This is a genomic window from Stenotrophomonas sp. 112478_Sma (assembly GCF_056479905.1).
Genome location: NZ_CM151072.1, coordinates 2,449,076 through 2,473,490, shown reverse-complemented (window position 1 = coordinate 2,473,490; position 24,415 = coordinate 2,449,076). Strand labels below are relative to the sequence as shown.

23 protein-coding genes are annotated in these 24,415 nt (G+C 68.5%); 16 read left to right on the top strand and 7 right to left on the bottom strand.

The genetic code is table 11. The features are described from left to right. Positions 1-40 precede the first annotated feature (40 nt). The 9 genes from ACZK08_RS11400 (at position 41) to ACZK08_RS11360 (ending at position 11,133) form a co-directional block, all read left to right on the top strand. The gene (locus ACZK08_RS11400) at positions 41-976 is read left to right on the top strand and encodes a TIGR03571 family LLM class oxidoreductase (protein WP_065182926.1); all 936 of its coding nucleotides are present in this window, start codon (positions 41-43) and stop codon (positions 974-976) included. 138 nt (positions 977-1,114) lie between these two features. Continuing rightward, the gene (locus ACZK08_RS11395) at positions 1,115-1,426 is read left to right on the top strand and encodes a DUF3817 domain-containing protein (protein WP_053517801.1); all 312 of its coding nucleotides are present in this window, start codon (positions 1,115-1,117) and stop codon (positions 1,424-1,426) included. A 152-nt stretch (positions 1,427-1,578) separates the two neighbouring features. Beyond that, complete coding sequence (locus ACZK08_RS11390) at positions 1,579-2,775, top strand: MFS transporter (RefSeq protein ID WP_065182925.1); 1,197 nt, start codon at positions 1,579-1,581, stop codon at positions 2,773-2,775. Beyond that, positions 2,772-3,965: an isochorismate synthase gene (locus ACZK08_RS11385; RefSeq protein ID WP_065182924.1), complete on the top strand. Its 1,194-nt coding sequence runs from the start codon at positions 2,772-2,774 to the stop codon at positions 3,963-3,965. The genes ACZK08_RS11390 and ACZK08_RS11385 overlap by 4 nt, the downstream gene beginning before the upstream one ends. Further along, positions 3,962-5,608 (top strand): (2,3-dihydroxybenzoyl)adenylate synthase, encoded by a 1,647-nt coding sequence (locus ACZK08_RS11380; protein ID WP_065182923.1) that lies wholly within the window; start codon positions 3,962-3,964, stop codon positions 5,606-5,608. Before ACZK08_RS11385 ends, ACZK08_RS11380 begins: the two co-directional genes overlap by 4 nt. Continuing rightward, entirely contained in the window at positions 5,608-6,240 is a 633-nt protein-coding gene (locus ACZK08_RS11375; RefSeq protein WP_065182922.1) for an isochorismatase family protein, read from the top strand. The genes ACZK08_RS11380 and ACZK08_RS11375 overlap by 1 nt, the downstream gene beginning before the upstream one ends. Further along, complete coding sequence (locus ACZK08_RS11370) at positions 6,240-6,497, top strand: phosphopantetheine-binding protein (RefSeq protein ID WP_053517795.1); 258 nt, start codon at positions 6,240-6,242, stop codon at positions 6,495-6,497. The genes ACZK08_RS11375 and ACZK08_RS11370 overlap by 1 nt, the downstream gene beginning before the upstream one ends. Next, entirely contained in the window at positions 6,494-10,384 is a 3,891-nt protein-coding gene (locus ACZK08_RS11365) for an amino acid adenylation domain-containing protein (RefSeq protein WP_478452187.1), read from the top strand. Before ACZK08_RS11370 ends, ACZK08_RS11365 begins: the two co-directional genes overlap by 4 nt. Continuing rightward, complete coding sequence (locus ACZK08_RS11360; RefSeq protein ID WP_065182920.1) at positions 10,375-11,133, top strand: 2,3-dihydro-2,3-dihydroxybenzoate dehydrogenase; 759 nt, start codon at positions 10,375-10,377, stop codon at positions 11,131-11,133. Before ACZK08_RS11365 ends, ACZK08_RS11360 begins: the two co-directional genes overlap by 10 nt. Positions 11,134-11,155: 22 nt before the next feature. On the opposite strand, the gene ACZK08_RS11355 is transcribed toward ACZK08_RS11360, so the two are convergent. From ACZK08_RS11355 to ACZK08_RS11340, 4 genes are read right to left on the bottom strand one after another with little or no spacing between them, the layout of a single operon-like run. Beyond that, positions 11,156-11,533, bottom strand: a complete 378-nt coding sequence (locus ACZK08_RS11355) for a DUF2894 domain-containing protein (RefSeq protein WP_065182919.1) — start codon at positions 11,531-11,533, stop codon at positions 11,156-11,158. Next, entirely contained in the window at positions 11,523-12,161 is a 639-nt protein-coding gene (locus tag ACZK08_RS11350) for an OmpA family protein (RefSeq protein ID WP_053517790.1), read from the bottom strand. Before ACZK08_RS11350 ends, ACZK08_RS11355 begins: the two co-directional genes overlap by 11 nt. Further along, a complete protein-coding gene (locus ACZK08_RS11345) occupies positions 12,158-14,335 on the bottom strand; it encodes a DUF802 domain-containing protein (RefSeq protein WP_053517789.1) in 2,178 nt (725 codons plus the stop codon). The genes ACZK08_RS11350 and ACZK08_RS11345 overlap by 4 nt, the downstream gene beginning before the upstream one ends. Before the next feature lie 11 nt (positions 14,336-14,346). After that, positions 14,347-15,000: a DUF3348 family protein gene (locus tag ACZK08_RS11340; protein WP_065182918.1), complete on the bottom strand. Its 654-nt coding sequence runs from the start codon at positions 14,998-15,000 to the stop codon at positions 14,347-14,349. Positions 15,001-15,144: 144 nt separating this feature from the next. On the opposite strand from ACZK08_RS11340, the gene ACZK08_RS11335 reads away from it, so the two are divergent. Beyond that, complete coding sequence (locus ACZK08_RS11335) at positions 15,145-16,062, top strand: M14 family metallopeptidase (RefSeq protein WP_053519777.1); 918 nt, start codon at positions 15,145-15,147, stop codon at positions 16,060-16,062. Positions 16,063-16,109: 47 nt separating this feature from the next. Here the strand turns inward: ACZK08_RS11335 and ACZK08_RS11330 are convergent, their stop codons facing one another. Beyond that, complete coding sequence (locus ACZK08_RS11330) at positions 16,110-17,162, bottom strand: sensor domain-containing diguanylate cyclase (RefSeq protein ID WP_065183018.1); 1,053 nt, start codon at positions 17,160-17,162, stop codon at positions 16,110-16,112. 85 nt (positions 17,163-17,247) lie between these two features. On the opposite strand from ACZK08_RS11330, the gene ACZK08_RS11325 reads away from it, so the two are divergent. Continuing rightward, positions 17,248-18,324 (top strand): retropepsin-like aspartic protease, encoded by a 1,077-nt coding sequence (locus ACZK08_RS11325; RefSeq protein WP_231107813.1) that lies wholly within the window; start codon positions 17,248-17,250, stop codon positions 18,322-18,324. A 97-nt stretch (positions 18,325-18,421) separates the two neighbouring features. Here the strand turns inward: ACZK08_RS11325 and ACZK08_RS11320 are convergent, their stop codons facing one another. Together ACZK08_RS11320 and ACZK08_RS11315 are read right to left on the bottom strand one after the other, a co-directional pair. After that, positions 18,422-18,763 carry an RcnB family protein gene (locus tag ACZK08_RS11320; protein ID WP_053519774.1) on the bottom strand — a complete coding sequence of 114 codons (342 nt, stop codon included), beginning with the start codon at positions 18,761-18,763 and terminating at the stop codon, positions 18,422-18,424. 72 nt (positions 18,764-18,835) lie between these two features. Next, entirely contained in the window at positions 18,836-19,729 is an 894-nt protein-coding gene (locus tag ACZK08_RS11315) for a LysR family transcriptional regulator (RefSeq protein ID WP_231107812.1), read from the bottom strand. Positions 19,730-19,847: 118 nt separating this feature from the next. On the opposite strand from ACZK08_RS11315, the gene ACZK08_RS11310 reads away from it, so the two are divergent. From ACZK08_RS11310 to moaA, 5 genes are all read left to right on the top strand, one after another. Continuing rightward, positions 19,848-20,594: a glucose 1-dehydrogenase gene (locus ACZK08_RS11310; RefSeq protein ID WP_065183016.1), complete on the top strand. Its 747-nt coding sequence runs from the start codon at positions 19,848-19,850 to the stop codon at positions 20,592-20,594. Positions 20,595-20,661: 67 nt separating this feature from the next. Further along, a complete protein-coding gene (locus ACZK08_RS11305) occupies positions 20,662-22,008 on the top strand; it encodes an MFS transporter (RefSeq protein WP_196768766.1) in 1,347 nt (448 codons plus the stop codon). 111 nt (positions 22,009-22,119) lie between these two features. Beyond that, a complete protein-coding gene (locus ACZK08_RS11300; RefSeq protein WP_053519770.1) occupies positions 22,120-22,389 on the top strand; it encodes a hypothetical protein in 270 nt (89 codons plus the stop codon). Positions 22,390-22,531: 142 nt separating this feature from the next. Next, positions 22,532-23,212, top strand: coding sequence for a L,D-transpeptidase (locus tag ACZK08_RS11295; protein ID WP_065183014.1), 681 nt, complete (start codon positions 22,532-22,534; stop codon positions 23,210-23,212). Between the two features lie 220 nt (positions 23,213-23,432). Continuing rightward, the gene (gene moaA / locus ACZK08_RS11290; RefSeq protein WP_065183013.1) at positions 23,433-24,413 is read left to right on the top strand and encodes a GTP 3',8-cyclase MoaA; all 981 of its coding nucleotides are present in this window, start codon (positions 23,433-23,435) and stop codon (positions 24,411-24,413) included. Positions 24,414-24,415: the final 2 nt, after the last annotated feature.

The window sequence follows — 24,415 nt, the reverse complement described above, 5'->3', positions numbered from 1 at the left end:
GCAGCACCGTTGCCGCAGGGCTCCACGCTAAGCTGGCGGCATGAGCGATTTCAATTCTGCCTACGCTGCGCTGTTTGCAGAACAGGGTCTGAGCCTGGGACTGATGACGCCGGTGGCGGCGCACGGGTTGGCCGATCCGCATGAGGCGCGGCGTGTCGCCCGGTTGGCCGATGACCTCGGCTTTGCCGCGCTGTGGACGCGCGACGTGCCCTTGATGGTGCCGCAGGGACCGGAGGCGACCGCGAGCGCGCTGGATGATCCCTTCCTGTGGCTGGGCATGCTGGCCGCCGCGACAGAGCGCATCGTGGTTGGCAGTGCGGCCATCGTGCTGCCATTGCGCCAGCCGCTGCAGGTGGCGAAGTCGGCCTTGAGCCTGGACCGCATCAGCGGCGGGCGTTTCGTGCTGGGCCTGGGTTCGGGTGACCGCCCGGAGGAATTCGCCGCGTTCGGCGAGGATCTGGAGGGCAGGGCCGCGACGTTCCGTGAGCGCTGGTCGTTGCTGCGGGCGGCGCTGTCGCCGCAGGCACACGAGCGGGCCGCCGTGCTGCAGGTGACCGGAGGCTTCGACGTGCTGCCTGCGCCGGCCGCGCGCATTCCGATGCTGGTGGTGGGTACCGCCAGGCAGAGCCTGCAGTGGATCGCCCGTGAGTCTGAAGGATGGGCCACCTATCACCGCGAGGAGGCTGCCCAGGAGGGACGCATCGGTCTGTGGCAGCAGGCGTTGGCGCAACAGGGCGCGGCGGGCAGACCGTTCGTGCAGTCGATGCTGCTGGACCTGCAGGCGGACCCGCAGGCACCCGCCGAGCCGTTGCCGCTTGGCCTGAAGGTCGGCCGCGATGGCCTGCGTGACTATCTGCTGCGCGTGCATGCGCAGGGCGTGGCGCATGTGATGTTCAATCTGGTCGACAACGGCCGGCCGGTGGAGGCCGTGCTGCGCGAGATCGGGGAGCGGGTGCTGCCGCATATCCCCCGGTAGCTGTGCTGCGCCCGCCGGGCATGGCCCGGCGCTACCGATGTGGGCGGGTGTGACCCGACGGTGTCCTGAACGTTCGCATCTGCGTATCATTCGCATCTTCTGTCCCTGCAGGAGCCCGATGTGACCCCAGGCAATCCCATGCACCCCGTCGGACGGCTGTTCGCCGTGGTTGCCTTCATCGAGGCCATCACCTGGGCCGGCCTGCTGGTGGGCATGTGGCTGAAGTACGGCCCGCAGGCCAACGTCGCCCTGGTCAAGCTGTTCGGGCCGCTGCATGGCGTGGCGTTCCTGGTGTACGTGGCCGTGACCCTGTTCTCCGCAGTGCGCCTGCGCTGGCCATGGTGGGCCAGCGCGCTGGCCCTGCTTGCTGCTGTCCCGCCGCTGGTCACGCTGCCGCTGGAGTGGTGGTTCCGCCGTCGCGGCCTGCTGTCGCTGCGCGTGATGCGCTGACACGGCTGTTGCGGGTCCATTCAATTGAATGGGTATCAAATGCAAATACGAGCCGTTATCATTTAAGGGTGGTGTCGCTGCGTGACGTGGCGGCATCGGGCGGAGCGTCGTGCTGGCGTTCTGCCGTCCTTCCCTGTTACGGCTGGTGTTCCATGCACGCACGTCCCGTCGTTCCCGGTTTGCCGGCCCTGGTGTTGGCGGCCCTGATCGGCACCATGGCCATGATGTCTTTCGTCGCCGTGATCGGCCCGGTGGTCCGGCTGCTGGGCCTGTCCGAATGGCACGCGGGCCTGTCGGTGACGGCCGCCGGCGTGCTGTGGATGCTGGCGGCTCGCCGCTGGGGCCAACTCAGCGACCGCATCGGTCGCAAGCGCGTGCTGCTGCTGGCGATGGGCGCGTACACCGGCGTCTACCTCGCGCTCGCCATGTTCATCGATGTGGCCCTGCAGGTCACGCCGCCGGTGGTTGTGTCGGTGCTGGTGCTGGTGGGCGCGCGCGGGCTGATCGGGCTGTTCTATGCCGCCGTGCCACCGACGGCCGCAGCCTTGATCGCCGACCAGGCGCCGGCCGGCCAGCGCACGCAGTTTCTCGCCCGTCTGGGCAGTGCCAATGCACTGGGGATGGTGCTGGGCCCAGCGGCAGCAGGCTGGCTGGCTTACACGCATCTTTCGCTGGCGCTGTATGTGGCCGCGCTGTTGCCGCTGCTGGCGCTGGCATTGCTGGCGTGGCGTCTGCCTTCGACGGCGCCGGCAGCGGCGGCATCGTCAGCACGACGGACGCCCCTGCGCCGTCTGGACCGGCGCCTTCGGCTGCCCCAACTGGCCGCGTTCCTAGGAATGGTGTCGGTGACCATCGCGCAGGTGACGGTCGGCTTCTTCGCGATCGATCGCCTCGGCCTGGCAGCGGCTGAAGGCGCGCGCATGGCCGGCATCGCACTGACCGCTGTGGGCGTCGGGCTGATCCTGGCGCAGGCACTGGTGATGAAGCTGGAGGTGCCACCGCGGCGCTGGATCGTGCTGGGTGCATTGATCGCCGGTATCGGCTTCGCCTCGGTAGCCGCCGTGCAGCAGTCCTGGCAGCTGCCGGCGGCCTATGCGCTGGCGGCATTCGGCATGGGCTTCGTGTTCCCGTCGTTCCAGGCGCTGGCCGCCGACGCGGTGCAGGCACACGAACAGGGTGCCGCCGCCGGAACGGTCGCTGCGGCACAGGGGCTGGGCATGGTGGTCGGGCCGATGCTCGGCACGCTGTTGTATCGGGGCGGGCCGAGCCTGCCGTATCTGCTGGTCGGTGTGCTGCTGCTGTTGCTGTGCGTGCTGGCGGCAGCGCACCGGATGAAGGAGGCGACATGAACGATTCGCTCAGGGACGATGCATGGCAGGAGACGGCGCCGTTGCCGTTGCCGGCTGCGGATGACCCCACGCTGTTCCTGCTGCAGCATGCAGGGCAGCATGTGCATGCGCGTGGCTGTCGTGCGGCGCTTGCGTCCGGTCCGCTGGTGACGCTGGCCGGGCGCGTGGCTGCGTTCTTCGCGCAGCAGCGGGGCGGGCCGGGCCTGCTGGTCGGAGCGATTCCGTTCGAGCCACGTGCCGACGATGCGCTGTACCAGCCCGAACGCGTGCTGCCTGCGTTGCCGGTACAGCCGCAGGCTGCGCCTGCGCTGGAGGGTGTCGTGCAGGCCGAACCTTCGGCGGACGACTACGCCGCAGCGGTGGATAGGGCAGTGCAGGCCCTGCGTGATTCCCGACAGGACCTGCACAAGGTGGTACTGGCGCGCAGCCTGTTGGCACACACACGCCACGCCCTGACGCCCGATGTGCTGCTGGCGAGACTGGGAGCCGATCCGTCGGTGGCGACCTACGCGGTGCCGCTGCCGGTGGAGCTGGGCCAAGCCCCGGCATGGCTGGTCGGGGCGACGCCCGAGCTGCTGCTGCGCAAGCGCGGCGCGCAGGTGCTGTCGCACCCGCTGGCCGGCTCAGCCCGACGCAGTGCGGATCCGGTGCAGGACGAGCGTGCCGCGCAGACCCTGCTGGTGTCGGCCAAGGATCACGACGAGCACCGTCATGTGGTCGAGGCCATCATTGATGGCCTCTCTCCCTATTGCAGCCATATCGACGCGCAGGCGCGGCCGGTGCTGCATGCCACGGCCACCATGTGGCACCTGGGAACCCGCATCCATGCCACGTTGAAGGATCCACGGGTGCCGGCGGCCGCCCTGCTGGCGCAGCTGCATCCCACGCCCGCCGTATGCGGCACGCCGCAGCAGGCGGCGCTGCAGCGCATCCGCGAACTGGAGCCGGTTCCACGCGGTTTCTACGCCGGTGCCGTGGGGTGGCTGGACGCGCAGGGCGACGGCGACTGGTACGTCGCCATCCGCTGCGCACGACTGCAGGGCACGCAGCTGCGCCTGTATGCGGGCGCCGGCATCGTCGCCGGGTCGCAGCCGCAGGCCGAAGTGGCCGAAACCGCAGCGAAGTTTGCTGCCCTGTTGAACGCGTTGGGCGTCAGTGAGCCCGCGCCCCCGACCGAGCCCCTCGCATGAGCCCATCTCCTTCCCGCCTGCCATTGCAGCAGGTATGGCCCGAAGACCGGGTCGCCCACTATCGCCGGATGGGGCATTGGCGCGGGGAGACCTTCCCGGCCTTCCTGCGCGAGCGCGCCGAACGCTACGCCGATGACATCGCGGTGGTGGCAGGTGATGTCCGACTGAGCTATGCGCAGCTGTGGCACGAGGCCGGGCGCATCGGCAGCGGCCTGCTGGCGCTGGGCCTGCAGCCCGGTGAACGGGTGCTGGTGCAGCTGGGCAACAGCGCGGGCTTCATCGCCACCGTCTGCGGCCTGTTCCGCGCCGGCCTGGTACCGGTGTACGCGTTGCCCGCGCACCGCATCACCGAGCTGGTGCACTTCGCCACGAAGGCCGAGGCCAGTGCCTTTGTCACCGCCGATGTGCACGAGGGTTTCGATCATCGCGGGCTGGCACGGGCACTGCAGGCGGAGGTGCCGGCCCTGCGCCACGTGGTGATCGACGGCGATGCGGAGGAGTTCGTCGCGCTGGCGAACCTGCAGGGCGACCGCAGCCAGCTGCCGGCCGACCCGGATCCGCAGTCGGTGGCGTTCCTGCAGCTGTCAGGTGGCAGCACCGGCCTGTCCAAGCTGATTCCGCGCACGCACGACGACTACATCTATTCGTTCCGTGCCAGCAACGCGATCTGCGGGATCGACCGCGACAGCGTGTATCTGGTCGCATTGCCGGCCGCGCATAATTTTCCGATGAGCTCGCCGGGCTTCTTCGGTGCGCTGTATGCCGGTGCCCGCGTGGTGCTCAGTCCGGGGCCGGGCCCGGATGTCGCGTTCCCGCTGATTGCACGCGAGAAGGTGACCTGCTGTGGGCTGGTGCCGCCGCTGGCCCTGCTGTGGGCGCAGGCAGCGGCATCGACGAAGCACGATCTGTCCAGCCTGCGGGTGCTGCAGGTGGGCGGCGCAAAACTGGTGCCGGAGGCCGCGCGGCGCGTCATCGATGGCCTGGGCTGCACGCTGCAGCAGGTGTTCGGCATGGCCGAAGGCCTGGTGAACTACACCCGCCTCGACGATCCCGAGGAACTGGTGGTGGCCTGCCAGGGACGTCCGATCAGCCCTGACGACGAGGTCCGTGTGGTCGACGACCACGACCAGCCGGTTGCCGAGGGCGAGATCGGACATCTGTTGACCCGCGGCCCGTACACCATCCGTGGGTACCACAACGATGCCGCGGCCAACGCGCGCTCGTTCACCGACGACGGCTTCTACCGCACCGGCGACCGCGTGCAGCAGCTGCCCGGGGGATATCTGGTGGTGCAGGGGCGTGCCGGTGACCACATCAACCGTGCCGGCGAGAAGATCTCCGCCGAGGAGATCGAAGACCATCTGCTGGCCCATCCGGGTGTGTTCGATGCGGCGGTGGTGTCCATTCCCGATGAGTACCTGGGCGAGCGCAGCTGTGCCTTCGTCATCCGCCAGGGCGAGCCGATCACGGCGCCGGCACTGAAGGCCTGGATGCGCGGGCGCGGGCTGGCGGCGTTCAAGGTGCCGGACCAGGTGGTGTTCGTGGACAGCTTCGATACAACGGCGGTCGGCAAGATCAGCCGCCGCGAACTGCGTGCGCAGCTGCGTGCGCGTCATCTGCAACAGACAGGAGGAACGCGCTGATGGCGCTGCCCCGCATTGCTTCATATTCCCTGCCGACCGCCAGCGAGTTGCCACAGCCGCGCGGCCCCTGGCGCCCGCAGCGCGAGCGGATCGCGTTGCTGGTGCACGACATGCAACGCTACTTCCTGGCAGCGTTCGACGCGGACAGCGAGCCGCTGCGCCCCGCCGTGGACAACGTCGCGCGCCTGCTGGCGCATTGCCGGGCGCAGGGAATTCCCGTGTTCTATACCGCCCAGCATGGCGATCAGGACCGGCGCGACCGCGGCCTGCAGGCCGACCTGTGGGGGCCCGGCATGCGCCGGAGTGACGAACATGAGCCGATCATCACCGCGCTGGCCCCGCAGCCGGGCGAGCACGTACTGGTCAAGCATCGCTACAGCGCCTTCCAGCGCAGCAACCTGGAGACGCTGATGCGCGCGCGCGGGCGCGACCAGTTGCTGGTGACCGGTGTGTATGCGCATATCGGCTGCACCGCGACCGTGGTCGAAGCCTTCCAGCGTGATATCGAGGCATTCATCGCCGCGGATGCGGTCGCCGACTTCTCGCGCGCCGATCATGAGCAGGCGCTGCACTGGATCGCACGGACCTGTGGCGTACCGATGACCACCGGCCAGCTGCTGGAGACACTGTGATGGATAGGACGGGCGATGTGCTTGACCTGGAACGGATGCGCGCGGACGTGGCGCGCGTGCTCGAATGCGAGCCGGCCGACATCGGCGATGACGACAACCTGATCGATCTCGACCTGGATTCGATGCGCATGCTCGGCCTCGTTCTTGCGTGGAGCAACACTGGCCTTCCGCTGGAGTTCTCGCAGCTGGCCGAGCACACCACGCTGCGCCAGTGGTGGCAGGTGGTGCAACGGCTGCAGGCCGCACAAGGCGCATGAACGGTGCAGCGCCAGCCTCACCGGTGGCATTGACCGAGGCCCAGGCGGGGTTGTGGTATGCCCAGCGCCTGGCTCCCGACAACCCTGCATTCAACACGGCCCATGCCGTATGGATCGACGGCGCGCTGGACGTGGCGGCGTTCACGGCCGCCGCCAACCAGGCGGCGGCAGAGGCGCAGGCGCTCGCACTGCGCTTCACGGAAGGCAGTGATGGCCAGCCGCTGCAATGGCATGAGCCGGCGCATGTACCGCTGCTGGCAGTCCATGATCTTTCCAGCGCTGCCGATCCGGTGGCCGACGCCAACGCCGCGATGCGGGCCGACCGGCTGAGCCCAGTCGATCCCACCCGCGACCGGATCAGCCAGCAGGTGCTCTACGCACTGGGAGGCCAGCGCTGGGTCTGGTACCTGCGCGTTCACCATCTCGGCACTGATGGCTATGGCATGGCACTGTTCAGCGATCGTGTCTGCGCGCTGTACGCCGGGCGCGGCGGCGATGCGCTGCCGCCCCTGGCCGGTGTACTGGCCGACGATGCGGCATACCGCATCGATCCGCGTCGCGAGATGGCCGGTGCCTGGTGGCGCGACCACCTGCGGGACGCGCCGGCCGCCGCTGGTCTGGCCGGCATCGCCGCCGCCAGTGATGACGCGCTGCGCTGGGTGCAGCCGCTGGATGCCACCTTCCGTGAAGAGCTGCTGCAGGCATCGGTGCGCTGGCTGCAGCCGTGGCCGGATGTGCTGGCCGCACTTGCGGCCGAGTACCTGCGGCGGATGAGTGCGGCCGAGGAAGTGGTGCTGGGGGTGCCCTACATGGGGCGCCTGGGAAACGCGTCGGCGCGCGTGCCCGCGATGGTGATGAACGTGCTGCCGCTGCGCGTGGCCGCTGCCGAGGGCAGTGTCGAAAGCTACACCCGTGGCATCGGCCGGCAGTTGAGCCAGAGCCGCAGGCATGGCCGGTATCGCGGCGAACAGCTGCGGCGCGATCTGGGCCTGGTCGGTGCGCAGCAGCGCCTGCATGGCCCGCTGGTGAACATACAGCCGTTCTACAGGCCGCTGACGCTGCCCGGCGTGCAGGCCACGCTGCAGGTGCTGTGCACCGGGCCGGTGGAGGATCTGGTGCTGGGCTTCCGCGGTGATGGCCAGGCGCTGCTGGATCTGGAGATCGAGGCGAACCCCGCCCTGTACAGCGACGCCGACGTGCAGGCGCATGCGCAACGGCTGCTGCATTTCGTGTCGGCGGCGCTGGATGCCGACGACATTGCCAGCGTGCCACTGGCCACCGCGGCAGAGGTCACGCAGGTGGTTCACCGCTTCAACGCGACCACCCATCCATTGCCTGAAACCACACTGGTGGAACTGTTGCAGCAGGGCATGGATCGCGACCCTCAGGCAACGGCGCTGGTCTGCGGCGACGCAACGCTTGAGCATGCCGCGCTGGAGGCACGCAGCTTCGCACTGGCGGCACAGCTGCGCGCGTTGGGGGTGGGGCCGGGCAGTGTGGTGGCGGTCGCGCTGCCGCGTTCGATGGAGCTGGTCATCGCCCTGGTGGCCGTGCTGCGTGCCGGCGCCGCCTATCTTCCGCTGGATCCTGCACATCCCGACGAGCGCCTGGCGCGCATCCTGCGCTCGGCGCGTCCGGCCTGCGTGCTGGCCGACAGCACGATGGCGCACCGGGCCGCAGGCGTGCCGGTGCTGCCGCCCGATCAATGGATGGCACAGGGGGCTGCCGCGCCCTGGCCGGACCCGGCGCCGGATGATGCGGCCTATGTGATCTACACCTCCGGCTCGACCGGCGAACCCAAGGGCGTGGTCATCGAGCATCGCGCCATCGTCAACCGCCTGCTGTGGATGCGCGAGCACTACGGCTTCGGCGCAGACGACCGCGTGCTGCAGAAGACGCCCGCCACGTTCGACGTGTCGGTCTGGGAGTTCTTCCTGCCGCTGCTGTGCGGTGCAACGCTGGTTCTCGCCGGTCCGGATGCGCATCGTGATCCCACCGAGCTGGGCCGGCTGATCCGCGCGCAGGGCATCACCACCGCCCACTTCGTCCCGTCGATGCTGGACGCCTTCCTCGCGGCGCCCGCCTCGCAGGGCCTGCAGCTGCGTCGGGTGTTCACCAGCGGCGAAGCGCTCGATGCCTCGCTGCGCGACCGCTTCCATGCCCGCATCGACGCGCAGCTGCACAACCTGTATGGGCCTACCGAAGCCGCGGTGGACGTCAGTTACTGGCCGGCCCCGGCAGGCGATCGCTCACGGCCGGTGCCGATCGGCTTCCCGGTCTGGAACACCCGCCTGTATGTGCTTGACGCAGGCATGCGACCCATGCCGGTGGGCGTGCCGGGCGAGCTCTACCTGGGCGGCGTGCAGCTGGCACGGGGCTACCTGGGCCGCGACGATCTCACCGCCGGACGTTTCCTGGCCGATCCCTTCGTGGCGGGCGAGCGCATCTACCGCACCGGGGATGTCGCGCGCTGGCGCAGCGACGGAGCGGTCGAGTATCTGGGCCGCAGCGACCATCAGGTGAAGCTGCGCGGTCTGCGCATCGAGCTGGGGGAGATCGAGGCGGCGCTGCGGGAACTGCCCGGCATGGAGCGCGTGGAAGTGCTGCTGCGCCACGACCTTCCCGGTGACCCACGGCTGGTCGCCTATGTGCCGGTGGCAATGGCCGACGCCGCTGCCCTGCGCGCGCACCTGGCGGCGCGCGTGCCGGACTACATGGTGCCGTCGGCGTTTGTCGGGGTCGATCACTGGCCGGTGACCACCAACGGAAAGCTGGATCGCAGCGCGCTTCCGAAGCCGCCGGAGGTCGGGGTGACCGGTGTCGCACCGCGCACGCCACTGGAACATGCGCTGGCCGCCTTGTTCGCACAGGCACTGGGCCGTGAGCAGGCCGTTGCGGTCGATGCGGACTTCTTCAGCCTTGGGGGCGACTCGCTTTCGGCCGTGCACCTGCTGCTGGCCATCGAACAGCGCTGGCGCTGCGAGCTGGGCCTCGGCGTTCTGTTCGCGGAGCCGACGGTGGCGGCGCTGGCCCGGCGTATCGCCGAACCCCCGATGCTGGCCGATCATGCCTTGGGCCCGGTCATCGCGTTGGCCACGACCGATGGGACTGAACCCCCGCCGCTGTTCGTGCTGCACCCGGCAGGCGGCATTGCCTGGAATTACCGCGCGCTGGCGCGTGCGCTGCAACCGGCGCGGGCCGTGTACGGGCTGCAGTCGCCGGCGCTGGACGCCGCGCAGCCGCTGCCGGCCAGCATCGAGGCGATGGCCAACGAGTACGTGCAGCGTGTAGTGACCCTGCAGCCGCGCGGGCCGGTGCACCTGCTCGGCTGGTCGGTGGGGGGGATCATCGCCCAGGCGATGGCCGTGCGCCTGCACGAGATCGGTCGCAAGGTCGGCGAGCTGGTCCTGCTCGACGCCTATCCCAGTGAGTGCTGGCGGGCCGAGCCGGAGCCGGATCCGATCGCCGCACTGCGGGCGTTGCTGGCCATCGCCGGCCACGATCCCGACGCACACCCGGAGCTGGACAGCCGCGAGCGCATTCTGGCCTTCCTGCGTCGAGGTGGCAGTGCGCTGGGCGGCCTGCCCGACGTGGTGCTGGACGGCGTGGTGCGCGCGGTCACCGGAACCAACCGCCTGATCCGCGAGCACCACCACCGGCCATTCGACGGCACCCTGGTGCATGTGCGCGCAGGGCGGGACCACCAGGCACGACCACAGCTGCAGTCGGCGCTGTGGAAGGCGCATGCGCGCACGGTGCAGGCGCTCGAACTGCCGTTCCTGCATGCCGAACTGACCGGTCGTGATGCGGTGGCGCGGCTCGCGCCATGGCTGTCCGCGCGACTGCGGCATTGGGATGAACAACAGGAGATCGCAACATGCAGTTGACCGGTTTTGAGGGTCGCGTGGCGCTGGTGACCGGCGCAGCCGGGGGGATCGGCACCGCGCTGGTGAAGCTGCTGGTCGCCGCCGGCTGCCAGGTGGTGGCCACCGACCGCGAGTCGCCCGCGATCGTGGGCGAGCGCGTCCATGCCTGTGCGCTGGATGTCAGCGACAGCGCAGCGGTCGATGCGCTCATCGACCAGGTAGAGGCGAAGATCGGACCGATCGCCCTGGCGGCCAGTGTGGCCGGCGTGCTGCAGGTCGGCGCGGTGACGGATACCTGTGATGCCGATTGGCGCCGTGTTTTCTCGGTCAACGCTGACGGTGTGTTCCATCTCGGCCGCGCACTGGCGCGGGTGATGTCACCGCGCAGACAGGGCGCCATCGTCACCGTCAGCTCGAACACCGCAGGCGTGCCGCGTCACGGCATGGCGGCCTACGCTGCCTCGAAGGCGGCAGCGACCATGTTCACCCGTTGCCTGGGCCTGGAGCTGGCGCCACTGGGCATCCGCTGCAACATCGTCGCACCCGGTTCGACGCTGACCGCCATGCAGACCGGCATGTGGGAAGACGCGCACGGTGCCGAGCGGGTGATTGCCGGCAACCTCGACACCTACAAGGCCGGCATTCCCCTGCGCAAGCTGGCTACGCCGGAGGACGTTGCCCAGTCGGTGATGTTCCTGCTGTCCGAGCAGGCCGGGCATGTGGCGATGAGTGACCTGTACGTCGACGGCGGCGCCACGCTGCGCGGCTGACCCCCTGATGCAAGGCCGGGCCTCAACCGGGGTTGCGGGGCTTGCGCGCGCGCTTCGGTTTCGCCGCATCACCGCCACTGGCCGCACCGTCCTGCAGCGCCTGCAACCACGACAGGGTATCGACGTAATCGATGAAGTGGCGCAGATAGCCGGGGCTGGCGGCCTGCATCGAATCGAGCATGCGCTGCACCAGCACCGCAGAGTTCAGCGGGCCGCCGTCGGCGGGGGCCTCGGTGCGCAGCGAACGGCGCACCTGCAGTTCACTGCGCAGCTCCGACCACTCGTGCTGCACCTGCTGCAGCATCGGCACCTGCGGGTAGTCCGCCAGCGAGCGCGACCCCGCATCGAGATCGCGCACCAGTGCACGCAGCCCCTCCAGCGCTGGCAGCTTATCTGCCATCCGGTGCCCTGGGCCTGGGAATCGGCGCGATCTCCACGCGGCGGTTGCGCGCGCGGCCATCTTCGCTGGCATTGGAGCTGACCGGCTGCTCGCTGCCGAAGGCGGCGGCGAACACCGCATCGGCCGGTACGCCATCCGCGATCAGGGTACGGGTCACCGTCAGCGAACGCTGCGCGGACAGTTCCCAGTTGTCGGCGAAACGACGGTTGCCTTCGCGCACCGGCGCATCATCGGTGAAGCCGCTGACCATCAGAATCTCTTCGCGGCTGCCCAGGTAGGCAGCCAGCGGTGCGGCCAGGCTGCGCAGCAGCTCCTGGCCCTCCGGCTGCAGCTGGTCTGAATTGAGGGCGAACAGCACACTGCCGCTGATGCCGATGCGGCCATCGACCAGCGTCACCCGGCCCGCCGCCAGCGGGCCGGCCAGTGCCTGCTCCAGCGTCTGCAGGCGCTTGGCTTCGGCCTGGCGCTGCCTGACTTCATCCTCCAGCCGCTGCGAGAGTTCCAGCTGGACCGCTACCACGCCGACCAGGATCAGCACGAACGCGCCGAGCAGTACCGACATCAGGTCGCCGAATGCCGCCCAGATCGGCGCGTGCGAACCGCCGTCGACCTCCAGCTCGTCGCTCATGCGGTGCCGGCCTTGCCGCGGCGCGCGGCCAACTGCTGCAGCTCCTCCATCACCTGTTTCTGCGACAGCAGGCTCAGGTCGACCACCTCGCGCGCCTGCGCCACGTAATAGGCCAGCTGCTCGTCGCTGCGGGCCAGCGAGGCATCCAGCGCGCCACCGATCTGTTCCAGCCGGCCCGACAGCTCGGCCGATGCGGCGCCGAACTGGGCCACGGCGTCGCCGAAGGCGCCGGCAAGGTGGCCGACTTCAGTGGCGCTGCCATCGAGCAGTGCAGCGATGCCGTCGAGCTTGCCGGTTTCGGCCGCGATGTGGTCGGTGAAGCGGTTGCCGACGCGCTCCAGCAGTTCCGCCGAGCCGCCCACCAGTGCATCGACCGCGCTGCGTTGTTCATGCGAGGCATGGTTGATCGCATCCAGCAGGGTCTGCACCGTCGCCAGCAGGCGGCCGCGCTCCTCCAGCATCGCGTTGTCGCGCACCAGACTCTCGGAGAGCGTGCTGCGCAGCTCGTTGATGACGTCGGCAGCGGCCTTCGGTGCGGCGGCAGCCGTCTGCAGCAGGGTCGAGACTTCCGCGAGCGTTGCGCTGGCCTGGGCACGGCCGTTCTCGCCGATCTGCTGCGCGGTCTCCGCCAGCGTGTCGCAGATCTGCTGCTGCTGCGCAGCCAGGCGTTCTCCATTGGCGTGCAGGCGTTCGGCCAGATCGTTCGACAGGGTGTGCAGCGCGTCGCTCCAGCGTTGCAGGCGCTGTTCGTCACCGGCCTGCAGTTGTGCCTGCAGGGCGGCGTGGGCCTGTTGCAGATGGGTGCTGGCGGCCTCCCAGCGCGCCTGGCGCTGCTGCTCGTGGTCCTGCAGCAGCGACTGGCTGGCTGCATGACGTTCTTCAAGCGCGTGAAGCAGCGACTGGGCCCGTTCGTCCAGATGCTGACTGACCGCCTCCAGTGCCTGCTGCTGGCGCTCGACCAGCGTGGTGTTGAGCGCATGCTGCTGGTCGGCCGCAGTGCGCCACGCGTCGGTCTGGCGGTCGGCATCCGCCTGCAGCCGTTCGCCGATGCGTGCCACCACTGCTTCGCCGTGTGCACCCTGGGCATCGCTGAAGGCCTGCAGATGCTGGCGAAGGTCGGTCACCAGCGCCTGCTGTGCCTGGGCCTGTTCGGCCATCACCCGCGTCCAGCTGGCTTCAGTCGATACGCGGCTGCGCTCGAAGCCGTCCGCCAGCCCGGCCAGCTGCTGCTGCACCGCCTGTTCAACGCGCGCATGCAGGGCCTGGCCGTGGCTGGCCAGGCCAGCCAGCGTGGTTTCCGCCATCGGCTGCAGGGCACCGCCGATGGCCGCTGCGCTGGCTTCGGCGCCTTCGCGCAGCGATTGCTGGAGGGAGGCCGCCAGGCGCTCCTGCAGCGCCTGGCTCTGGCTGAGGAACTCGGCCTGGCCGGCCAGCAGCCGTTCGTTGGCCGCCAGGCTGTGCTGCTCGAAGGCACCGGTCATCGCCTGCAGGCGGTCGACCAGGGCCGGCAGCGCTGCGGACTGCGCCTGCAGCAGTCGCAGGGATTCGGCGCGTTGCCACGCCTGCGAATACGGGTGCAGCGGGCCGGAGATGGCACGGTCGAGCTGCTGCACGGCCTGCAGGCGATCCCGGCGCAACAGCGCCGAAAGCAGCCCCAGCATGGCCGAACTGGCGACACCGGCAATCGACGTACCGAAGGCGACGGCCAGGCCCTGTACCGGGGATGCCAGCGAGCCGCGGATGGCGGCCATGTCGGTGGCGCTCTGCAGGGCGAGGCCGGTGCCGCGCAGGGTGTCCATCATGCCCAGCAGGGTGCCGAGCATGCCCAGCAGCACCAGCAGGCCGACCAGGTACGGTGTCAGGACCGGGCCGGGCAGGGCGGTGCGCTCACCTTCCACGCGCAGGCGCACGGCATTGCGCAGGCTTGCCGGCACGCGCTCCAGCCAGGGTGCCAGGCGCTCCTCGGCGGCGGACAGATCGCCCAGGGCATCGCGCAGGCCCGCGCTGGCCTGGCGATAGCGGTACAGCTCCACACCACCGGCGATGTAGCAGGCGGCAATGACCGCCGCGACCGCTGCACCCAACGGGTGCACCGAAACGTAGCCGATGCCGATCCAGCACACGGCCAGCAGGCCGACAAGGAAGACAACGACAGGGAAAGCAGTTCTGGACATGGTGTTCCGGGTCAGTGGGAGCGCAGGGCTGCCAGCAGCCCCTCGATCGGGTGGAAGCGCAGCTGCAGCTCGGCAAGCAGCAGCGAGCGCATGTCATGGCGGAATGCGGTGCGCCAGCCAGGCTGGCCATGCACGCGGTCGAAGCGGGTGCCCAGCACTGCCGGGGCGATGGCCAGCAGGCTGTGCTCGCGCGGGCTGAGGGTCTGCTCCATCACGGCGTCGATCTCGGCCAGCCGCGCCAACTCGGGCGAGGCCCGCAGCAACTGGTCACGGAGGCGTCCGCGCAGGCGCCCGGTCGCGGTCTGGATGGCCTGCTGCAGTACCCGGTAGCGCTGCCGCAACGAGGCAAAGGTGGGTGTGGCGGCCGCCTCGGCCAGATCGAGCAGGCGCTCGGCTTCGGCATCGTCACGAATCGACGCCAGCAGGCTGGCATGGGCCTGCTCGCAGTCGGCCAGCAGGTCGTCCATCGCCTCGCCCGCGTCCGCCGCTGCAGGCACGCGTCCGCCCAGTGCCGTCGACAGCGCGACAGCACGGCTCCAGTCCACCCACTGACCGAGGCGATCGGTCAGGACGGGACTGGTGGCCGGCATCGCGCCGTCGCTGAGACGGGCGAGCAGGCGAAGGAAATCCGGTCCACCCAGGACCGTCTGCGCTGCGTTCGCCATCAAGGGGTGAGGGGCCAAAAACCGTTGATTTTACAGCCAGATGAGCCTGGCTGGATGAAGGGCGGGACGGGTGGGCGGGCCCGCAGGCGCCACAAGGCTTAGAATGACCGGCTGCACTCACCACGTTCGACCTCTGGAGCACCCATGACTGTTGCGCAGTTCTACCCGATCGGCACCCCCGGACAGCCCTGGGGCGATCCGGAACGCGCGCAGTGGCGGGCCCGCCAGCAACGCCAGCGCAGCTACCATGACGATGTGGTGGCGGCGCTGGAACGCCTGGACGAGCGTTTCGACGTGATCCAGTACGGGCAGCTCGATTACGCGCCGGACCACTATCCCCTGTTCGCCGTGGTCAACCACGACTGGAACCCGGCACTGCCGACGGCGCTGGTTACCGGCGGCGTGCATGGTTATGAGACCAGCGGCGTACACGGTGCCCTGCAGTTCCTGGAGCAGCAGGCCGAGCGCTACCTGGGGCGTCTGAACCTGATCGTGGCCCCCTGCGTGAGTCCGTGGGGCTATGAGCGCATCCAGCGCTGGAACCCCGCTGCCCTGGACCCGAACCGCAGCTTCCGCGACGGCGGCCTGATCGAGGAAGCCGCCTCGCTGATGCGCTGGGTGGCCGGGCGCAAGGCCGACATCCGGGTGCACCTGGACCTGCACGAAACCACCGACAGCGACCTGCACGAGTTCGACCCGGCCCGTTGCGCCCGTGATGGCAAGCCCTTCGAGCGGGACACCATTCCCGATGGCTTCTACGTGATCGGCAACAGCGAAGACCCGCAACCGGCATTCCAGCAGGCGCTGATCGCCGCCGTGGCGCCGATCACCCATATCGCCCCGGCCGATGCCGAAGGCAACCTGGTCGGCCTGCCGTTGCAGTCACCGGGCGTGGTATGGGGTGAATCGCGCTCGATCGGGGCCTGCGCCGGATTCACCGATGCGCGTTTTGCCACCACCACGGAGGTCTACCCGGACAGTCCGCGTACCCACCCGCAGGAGTGCAACGACGCGCAGGTCGCGGCGGTCTGTGCGGGCCTGGATTTCGCCCTGGCGCACTGATCCCGACCGGGAATGCGACCGATCAGGATGACGCTGCTACGCGGCCATTACTCGGCGAAACTGGCAGTGTCCTTGCCTTGCCGCTTGGCGTGGTAGAGGGCTCGGTCGGCCAGTGCCAGCCAGTCCTCGACACTGCCGTGTCGCGGGCTCGCAGCGACTCCCATGCTGACACTGAAATCGCTCGCCGGTCCTGTCCGGCGTGCGTTCTCGTGCAGGCGTTGCCGGATGCGTGCCGCCATCTGCATGGCGTCTGACGCGGCGCAGTCGCGCAGCAGCACGACGAACTCATCCCCCCCGAGCCGTGCAGCTGTATCGGCCGGGCTGGCGAATTCGCGCAGTGTCGTGGCGATATTCCGCAGGACCTGATCGCCGGCGCGATGCCCCTGCGAGTCGTTGATGCGCTTGAAGTCATCCACATCCAGCATCAACAGGCACGCCATGCCACCGTGGCGCTGCGATTTGTCCAGCGCCTGCTGGGCACGGTGGATCAGGAAGCCCCGGTTGGCCAGCTCCACCAGCGGATCCATCCGGCTCAGCCGCCGCAGCTGCCGGTTCTGTGATTTGACCCGGCGCGCGAGTTGCCAGCTCAGGATGCTGAGGCCGATGCCGTACACGAACAGGAACGGCATGCTCAGCATGATGCTGCGTTGCGAGGTGGTCGGCTGGTAGGGGAAGCCCAGCGCGAACCAGACGAGTCCAAAACCCAGCACCAGCGCCAGCGTCGCCCGCAGCGCCAGCCGTACTCCCCCTGCTGCGATCTTGTCGGCCACCAGCAGGGCAGTGAACAGTGCGCTGGGCACGATGCTGAGGGCGATGAACGCGATCCACGCGCCGCCAAAGAAGGAATCGAGCACCATGCAGCGGAACTGGGTGGCGGCCGGCTCGGGGGAACGCCGGGTGAGGACCAGAGCGATCGTCGGCCATGCCAGCGCGTTGAGCAGCAGCAGCGTCCATGGCCACACACCATCCTGGCGTTCGAGCAGGATGGAGGCCAGGGGGAGGGCCGCCAGGCTGCTGCCGACGAACCGCATCCAACCGATGCGCCGCGCCGCGCCGATACCCTCGACGGCCACCTCGGTCGAATCAGTGAAGTAGGGCATTGCCGATCCCCCCAAGATCGCACGACCAACGGCGCTCCACGGTGGAGCGCGCTCCAGCAGTCTGGCATTGCGACGTCAACGGCCCGTGCATGCTGCGGTCGCCGACGTCAGCGCCGGATGGCAACACGGGGCCGCGGGCGCCGGGCGCCGGTTTGCTTCGGTCCGGAATCATCGAGGGCAGCGCGGCAGGCGTCTAAACCTTCTGCACCCCTGCCGCATCCAAGGCAGGCGGCAATCTGCCGTTGCCCTCCACTGGAAGCCATCAATGCGCCAGTCCATACGTTCGTGGTACGTCGCCCTGGTTGCGGGGCTGCTTGTTCTTCCGCAGTCCCGCGCCGCGGCCGGGACGATCACCCTTCCTTTCGAGCAGGACAAGGATCACCGGATCTATGTGGAAGGGCGGATCAACCAGTCAGGACCGCTGCGCTTTCTTGTCGACACCGGCGCTGACGGACTGGCAGTCACGGTTGCCACCCGCAGGGCGGCGTCGATGCAGGTCGATGACCGCTCCGAGAACACCGGCTCCGACGGCGTGAGTTTCGTGGACTACAGTACCCACAACACGGTCGTCGTGGGAGACATGCGCCGGACGATGGGGGCGGCCGTGATCGACTACGGCAAGCGTCCGTTCGACGCCGTGCTTGGCTGGACATTCTTCGCGGGGCGCATCATCGAGATCGACTACGACCGCAAGCTGCTGCACGTGCACGACAGGTTGCCGGATCTGCACGGATACACCCGCGCGAACGTCAGCTGGATCGACAATACGCCCGCCATCGAAGTGCTTCTGCGTGAGGGTGGCTCGACACTTGCGGCCTGGCTGTTCGTGGACACCGGCAGCAACGGCGCCATCGATCTGGGTCATGCGTACAGCTCGCGCCACCGACTGCAGGAGGTGTTCACCCGCACCATCGGTACCTCACAGTTCAGCGGCTCGGCGGGCAGGAAGATCCGGGCCGTCGATGCACGGATCGCATCGGCCGATGTGGGCGGGCTGCGACTGGAACAGCCCAAGGTGTCGTTCACCATCGATGAGGATGGATCCAATGCCGACGGCACGCTGGGCAGTGAAGCACTGCGCAACTTCAACATCCTGCTGGATACCAGAACCGGGCAGCTCCATCTGCGGCCAAACGGTAACGCGCGCGCGCTGCCGAACTAGCCCTTCAGCGCCCACCGCTGGACGCAGCAGCGGCAGGCAGCGCAGGAAGGGCTGACCCATCGCGCGTCTGCGCCCGATGGGTCAGCCAGGGCTGCGTTCACCGACGCAGCGCGTCGACGATCACGCCGGTGGCGATTTCAACAAGCAGATACTCGGTGTCGCTCTGGCGGACCCAGCGCTGGCCGCGGCCGGGATCACGCAGCCTGTAGCGTGCGTAGTCATCCACCCAGTAGCGACGATCCACTTCCGCCCACGGCAGATGATCGCCGCGCCGCCATGCCTTCTTCTGCCATCCTGGCGGCGGTGCGTCGCGATTGTGCGGCCCGCCTGCGTGCGGTGGGGGACCGTTTCCGCGGGCGTGGTGCGGCGGATCCGCCCAGGCCGGTGCGACGGCGAGCAGTGCCACCATCAGAGCAGGTACGACGTGTCGGGTCCTCATGGCATCCTCCTGTCAGTGGCCGGTCCTGCCGGCCTGGTGAGGTGGACCATAGGCCAACGCCCGTGAACGGAATCATGCTGTCTGTTTCCCTGCCGAGGGGGCGGCGCCTGTTGGCGGCAGTGTCGAATCGAGGATGTCCAGCAGGGCACGCAGACGGTCCATGTGGCGCAGATCCTGGTGATAGCCCACCCAGATGCCCCGCGAAGGGGGCGTCCCGTGTGATTCGATGCGCTCCAGTCCGGCTATCGCGTCACCCAACGCACGGGGCAGCACGGCGATACCGGTACCGTGCAGGCACATCTGCGCCTGGACACTGCGACTGGTACTGGTGAATGCGCGCGGCGAACGCGGAAACCGCTGCAGCAACCATTCCACGTCGGGGAAGTGCGACTGCGCGGTGTTCATCAGGATGAGTCCGACCGAATCGGGGTCGTCCTGCAGCCGAGCGATGGTCGAGACCGAACCATACAGGCCGTAGGGCAGGGTCATCACGAGGCGCTGGACGATGTCCGGCTCACTGAACGGCACGATGCGGAACGCGACGTCGGCATCGCGGCGCGACAGGTCAAGCAGTCGATAGCTGGCGATCAGTTCCGGAACCACCGCCGGATGCCGGCGTACCAGTTCGGCGAGCACGGGCGTCAGCACGTGGCAGGCAAACCAGTCCGCGCTCGAAATGCGCAGAATGCCTTCCAGCCGGCCCGGGCTGCCTTCCAGGCGGCGCTCCATGGCCAGGGCGGAGTTCTCCATGGCTTCGGCCAGGGCCAGCACCGCATCACCGGCATCGGTCGTGACCAGCCCGTCCCGCGTCCGCCGCAGCAGGGGCTGCCGGGCGTGCTGTTCAAGGGCCTTCAATCGGCGGCCCACCGTGGGATGGCTGACACCAAGGCGCCGGGCCGCCTCACCCAGAGACCCGCCCCGCACGATCGCCAGGAAGACACGGACATCACCCCATTCCATGATCATGCCCGTTCAAAAATGTACGGCAAATGTGCATCAGTGTCAGTCCACATACAAGTTTGAAAGGTCCAGCATGGGCCCCGGTCGCACTGACCGCCTCCCCCTGGAACTGGATCCGCTTGATATGAACACGCTGAAAGACAAGGTCGCGCTGGTCACCGGCGCTTCGAAGGGCATTGGCGCTGCGGTTGCCCGCCGCCTGGCGGCCGACGGCGCCAGCGTCGTCGTCAACTACGCCTCGAGCCGGGAGGGCGCCGAACGGGTCGTTGCCGATATCGAAGCCGCCGGTGGTCGGGCGCTGGCGGTGCGCGCCGACGTGCGTGACGCACGCGAGGTCGATGCACTGGTGGCCACGGCCCTGGATGCGTTCGGCAGGCTGGATGTGGTGGTGAACAACTCGGGCGTGTACCGGTTCGCGAAGATCGAGGACACCACCGAGGCGCTCTATCGCCACCAGTTCGACATCAATGTGCTGGGCCCGCTGCTGGTCACTGCCGCCACCGTTCCCCATCTGCGGCCCGGTGCAAGCATCATCAACATCAGTTCATTCGTGACCCGCATCCTGCCGGTGGACAGCGCCATCTACACCGGTTCGAAGGGCGCGATGGACGCCATCACCGGCGTGTTGTCCAGGGAGCTTGGTCCGCGCGGTATCCGTGTCAATGCGGTCAATCCCGGCCTGATCGAGACCGAGGGCACACATGCTGCGGGTGTCGTCGATTCCGGGTTCCAGGCCTGGAATCTGGCGCAGACACCACTGGGCCGGACAGGCCAGGTACTGGACGTGGCGCCGATCGTTGCGTTTCTCGCCTCCGATGATGCGCGATGGATGAGCGGCGACACCCTGCTTGCCTCAGGCGGCATGCGCTGAGTGGGGGGATGACATGAATCTACCGGCTGACGCTGCGGGCCCCGTGTCGCCCGATCCGCGCCGTTGGATGGCATTGGCTGTACTGCTGACAGGCACGCTGCTGCCGCCGCTCGACTTCTTCATCGTCAATGTCGCGTTGCCGGCCATCCGTGTCGATCTGCACGCGCCCCCGGATGTCTCGCAGCTGGTCATCTCGGTCTACGCCACGGCCTACGCGGTGACCCTGATCCTGGGAGGCCGGCTGGGCGACATCTACGGCAGGAAACGGGTGTTCATCGCAGGCATGCTGGGGTTTGGCCTGGCATCGGCGCTGTGCGGCCTGGCGCCTGCGGCTGAAGTGCTGGTGGCCGGACGGCTGCTGCAGGGGATGTCGGCCGCGCTGATGGCCCCGCAGTCATTGGCATCGATCCATGCCCTGTTCCCGGACAGCGAGAAGCGCCGTGCGCTTGGCCTGTATGGCGCCACCTTCGGCCTCGCGTCGGTGGGCGGGCAACTGCTCGGGGGTGTATTGGTCACAGCCGATCTGTGGGGAACAGGGTGGAGGAGCGTGTTCCTCATCAATCTTCCCATCATCGCAGCCGCGGTGCCGGCTGCATTCGTGCTGCTGCGTGAGTCGCACGCCCGCCAGGGAGCACGGCTGGACGCTGTCGGAGCGGTGGCGCTGGCGGCGTCGTTGCTGGCGCTGGTGGTACCGATCATCGAGGGCCGCCAGCGCCAGTGGCCGTGGTGGTGCGTAGGACTGCTGCTGGCAAGCGGCCCCCTGCTGCTGTTGTTCTGGAGGCATGAGCAGCGATGCGTGGGGCGTGGGCAGATGCCGCTGGTATTGCCATCGCTGCTGCAGATACGCGGGTTGAGGCGCAGTCTGTCAGCGACATTCTTCTTCTACGCGCTGGCTGCATTCTTTCTCGTCTTCGCGGTGTATCAGCAGTCCGCGCTGGGGCGCAGCAGCGCGTCGGCGGGGTTGGCGATCCTGCCGTTGGGGCTGGGTTTCCTTCTCGGGCCGCTGTGTGGTTCGGCGTTCCGGCGGCTGGCTGCACAGGGTGCATCGCACGGGATGGTGATGGAGGTTGCGGGCCTGCTGGCGGTCGCAACGCTCGCGCTGCTGGACATGCCGTCGTGGCTGCCGCTTCCGCTGTTTCTGATCGGCGCAGGACAGGGCATTGCGCTTCCGGCGCTGGTGAAGCAGAGCGTGGACCATGTGGATGCCCGCCACGCCGGGCTGGCCGCAGGCATCGTGAGTGCGACACTGCAGATCAGTGCGGCGCTGTCGGTGGCATTGGTGGGCGGTGTGTTCTTCGCCGTCGCGCCTGACACGGCAACGCCCGCGGAGGTGCGCACCGCGTTCGTGGTGGCCTCGCTGGTGATCGCGGCATCCTTGGCGATTGCCGCCGGATTCGCTTGGCGACGTGGTTGAGACGGGGTCTTCACGCGACGTCCACGTCTTCCACCTGTAGCTGAAAGCCAATCGGAGAGTGTGCCGAAACGCCGCTATATTCCAGACACCCCAGACGAAGGAGGGAGTGGAATGATTCTTACCAAGCAGCACCTGATGATGGCACGTACGCTCGGTGTGGCGATTGTCGCCACCGTAGGCCTTGGGGCCTGCGCCACCTACAAGGACGATTTCGCAACGATCAACTCGCGGCTCGACCAGCTTGATGTGAAGGTGCAGGGTGCGGCGCAGAGCGCCGAGTCGGCCAATCAGTCGGCGCAGCAGGCCAACCAGCGTCTGGATCAGATCGAAGGCCGAGTCCAGCAGCTTGAACGGGCACCTCGCCGCACCCCGCGCGGCTGACCGCCTGTAGCCTGAACATCGGAGTCAGGGGCCCAGTGGCCGCAGCGGCCACTGGTGTCCTCCCGTAACACAGCTTTCGAGGAATGCTCCCATCCATACCCACTCATCCCTTGCGCGCCATGCCCATCGCGCTGCTCTGGCAGTGGCGTTGGCGTTCCTGGTGGTCGGTGTCGTCAATGCGGAAGATGCCGTCGCGCCGCCGTCGGCCGCCGTTGATGAACTGCCACCCGGCCAGGATGTCTCCGAAACCGTGATCGAACTGGCGGGCTGGGTCGTGGCTTCCAAGGACAGCCAAGGCTATCCGTTCGCGGTCATGGACAAGGCTGCCGCGCAGATCCTGGTGTTCGGTGGAGACGGCCGGCTGCGCGGCGCGGCCCCTGCATTGTTCGGTTCAGCGACCGGCGACCACACCGCGCCCGGCGTTGCGGGTCTCGCCCTGCGTGCCATTCCGGGACGGGACCGCACCACGCCTGCAGGTCGCTTCGTGGGCGGCTACGGCCCTTCGATCGATGCAGGGCGGGTGCTGTGGGTGGACTACGAGTCCGCAGTCTCCATCCATCCGACCGCGACCGGCGTTCCGGCAGAGAGGCGTGTCGAGCGCTTGGCGTCGCCGTCGCCGGACGACAACCGCGTCACCCACGGCTGCATCAACGTCTCGCCGGAGTTCTACGAACGCATCATCCGTTCCACCTTCGAGCGGGGCGGGGTGTTCTACATCCTGCCGGACGTGGACCCGATCGAGCAGACCTTCCCCGAGTTCGCACAGAGCCGCGCGGCTGCGCAGCACAACGGCGGCAAGCGCGCACGATCTGCCCGCAGGTAGACGCTCCACCGCCGGCCCGGTGGGCGGCGCGGTCAGCCTGGCGCGCATCCATCCGGACACTGGCTGCGGCTCTTCCTGTTGCCCGGCAGCGTGCATCCGCTGCCGGAAATCGTTCATGATGGGCCCAGTCACACTCCCGTGGCAGCGCAGGCCGCATGCTGTGATGCGCCGACATCACGCGGCAACAGGCAGGACGGTGGAGCAAGAAGGTGGACCAGCCATGAGCCAACTCACCGACGGTTTCGGACGCAGCTTTCCGTACCTGCGTCTGTCGTTGACCGAAGCCTGCAACTTCCGTTGTGGCTATTGCCTGCCGGAGGGGTACCAGGCCGATGGCCGCCCGCGTTTCCTGCAGGTCGAGGAGATCAGCCGCCTGGTCCGCGCCTTCGCGGCGCTGGGCATGAGCAAGATCCGGCTGACCGGTGGCGAGCCCAGCCTGCGCAAGGATCTTGATGACATCATCGCGGCCGTGGCAGCGGTGCCGGGTATTGGCAAAGTGGCCATCACCACCAACGGCACGCAGTTGCCGCGTCGCCTGCCGGGTTGGCACCGCGCCGGCCTGACGGCGCTGAACGTCAGCATGGACAGTCTGCGGCGCGAACGTTTTGCCGCGATCACCGGGCATGACCGCCTGCCGGAGATCGAGCAGGGCCTGGCCCTGGCGCAGGCGCTGGGCCTGTCGTCGATCAAGCTCAACGCGGTGCTGCTTCGCGGCCTCAATGACGATGAGCTGCCGCAGTGGATGGCGTACCTGCGCGACCGTCCCTTCAGCGTGCGCTTCATCGAACTGATGCGGACCGGCGACAACGAAGCCTATTTCCAGCAGCATCACCTGCGTGCCGACGGGGTGATCGAGCAGTTGCTGGCTGCCGGCTGGCGCGAGCGTGCACGGGCGGCCGATGCCGGCCCGGCGCGCGAGTTCGGCCATCCGGACCATCGTGGCAGCATCGGCATCATCGCGCCGTACTCGCGCGATTTCTGCAAGGGCTGCAACCGCTTGCGGGTAACAGCCAGGGGAGACCTGCGGCTGTGCCTGTTCGGCGACTTCGGCGTGCCGCTGCGCGCGCTGCTGCAGCACGATGACGACCATGACGCGCTGCTGGCGCGCATCACCACCCAGCTTGGCCTGAAAGCGGCCGGGCATGGCCTGCACCAGGGCCGGACCGGGCTGACCCCGCACCTGGCTTCCATCGGAGGATGAGC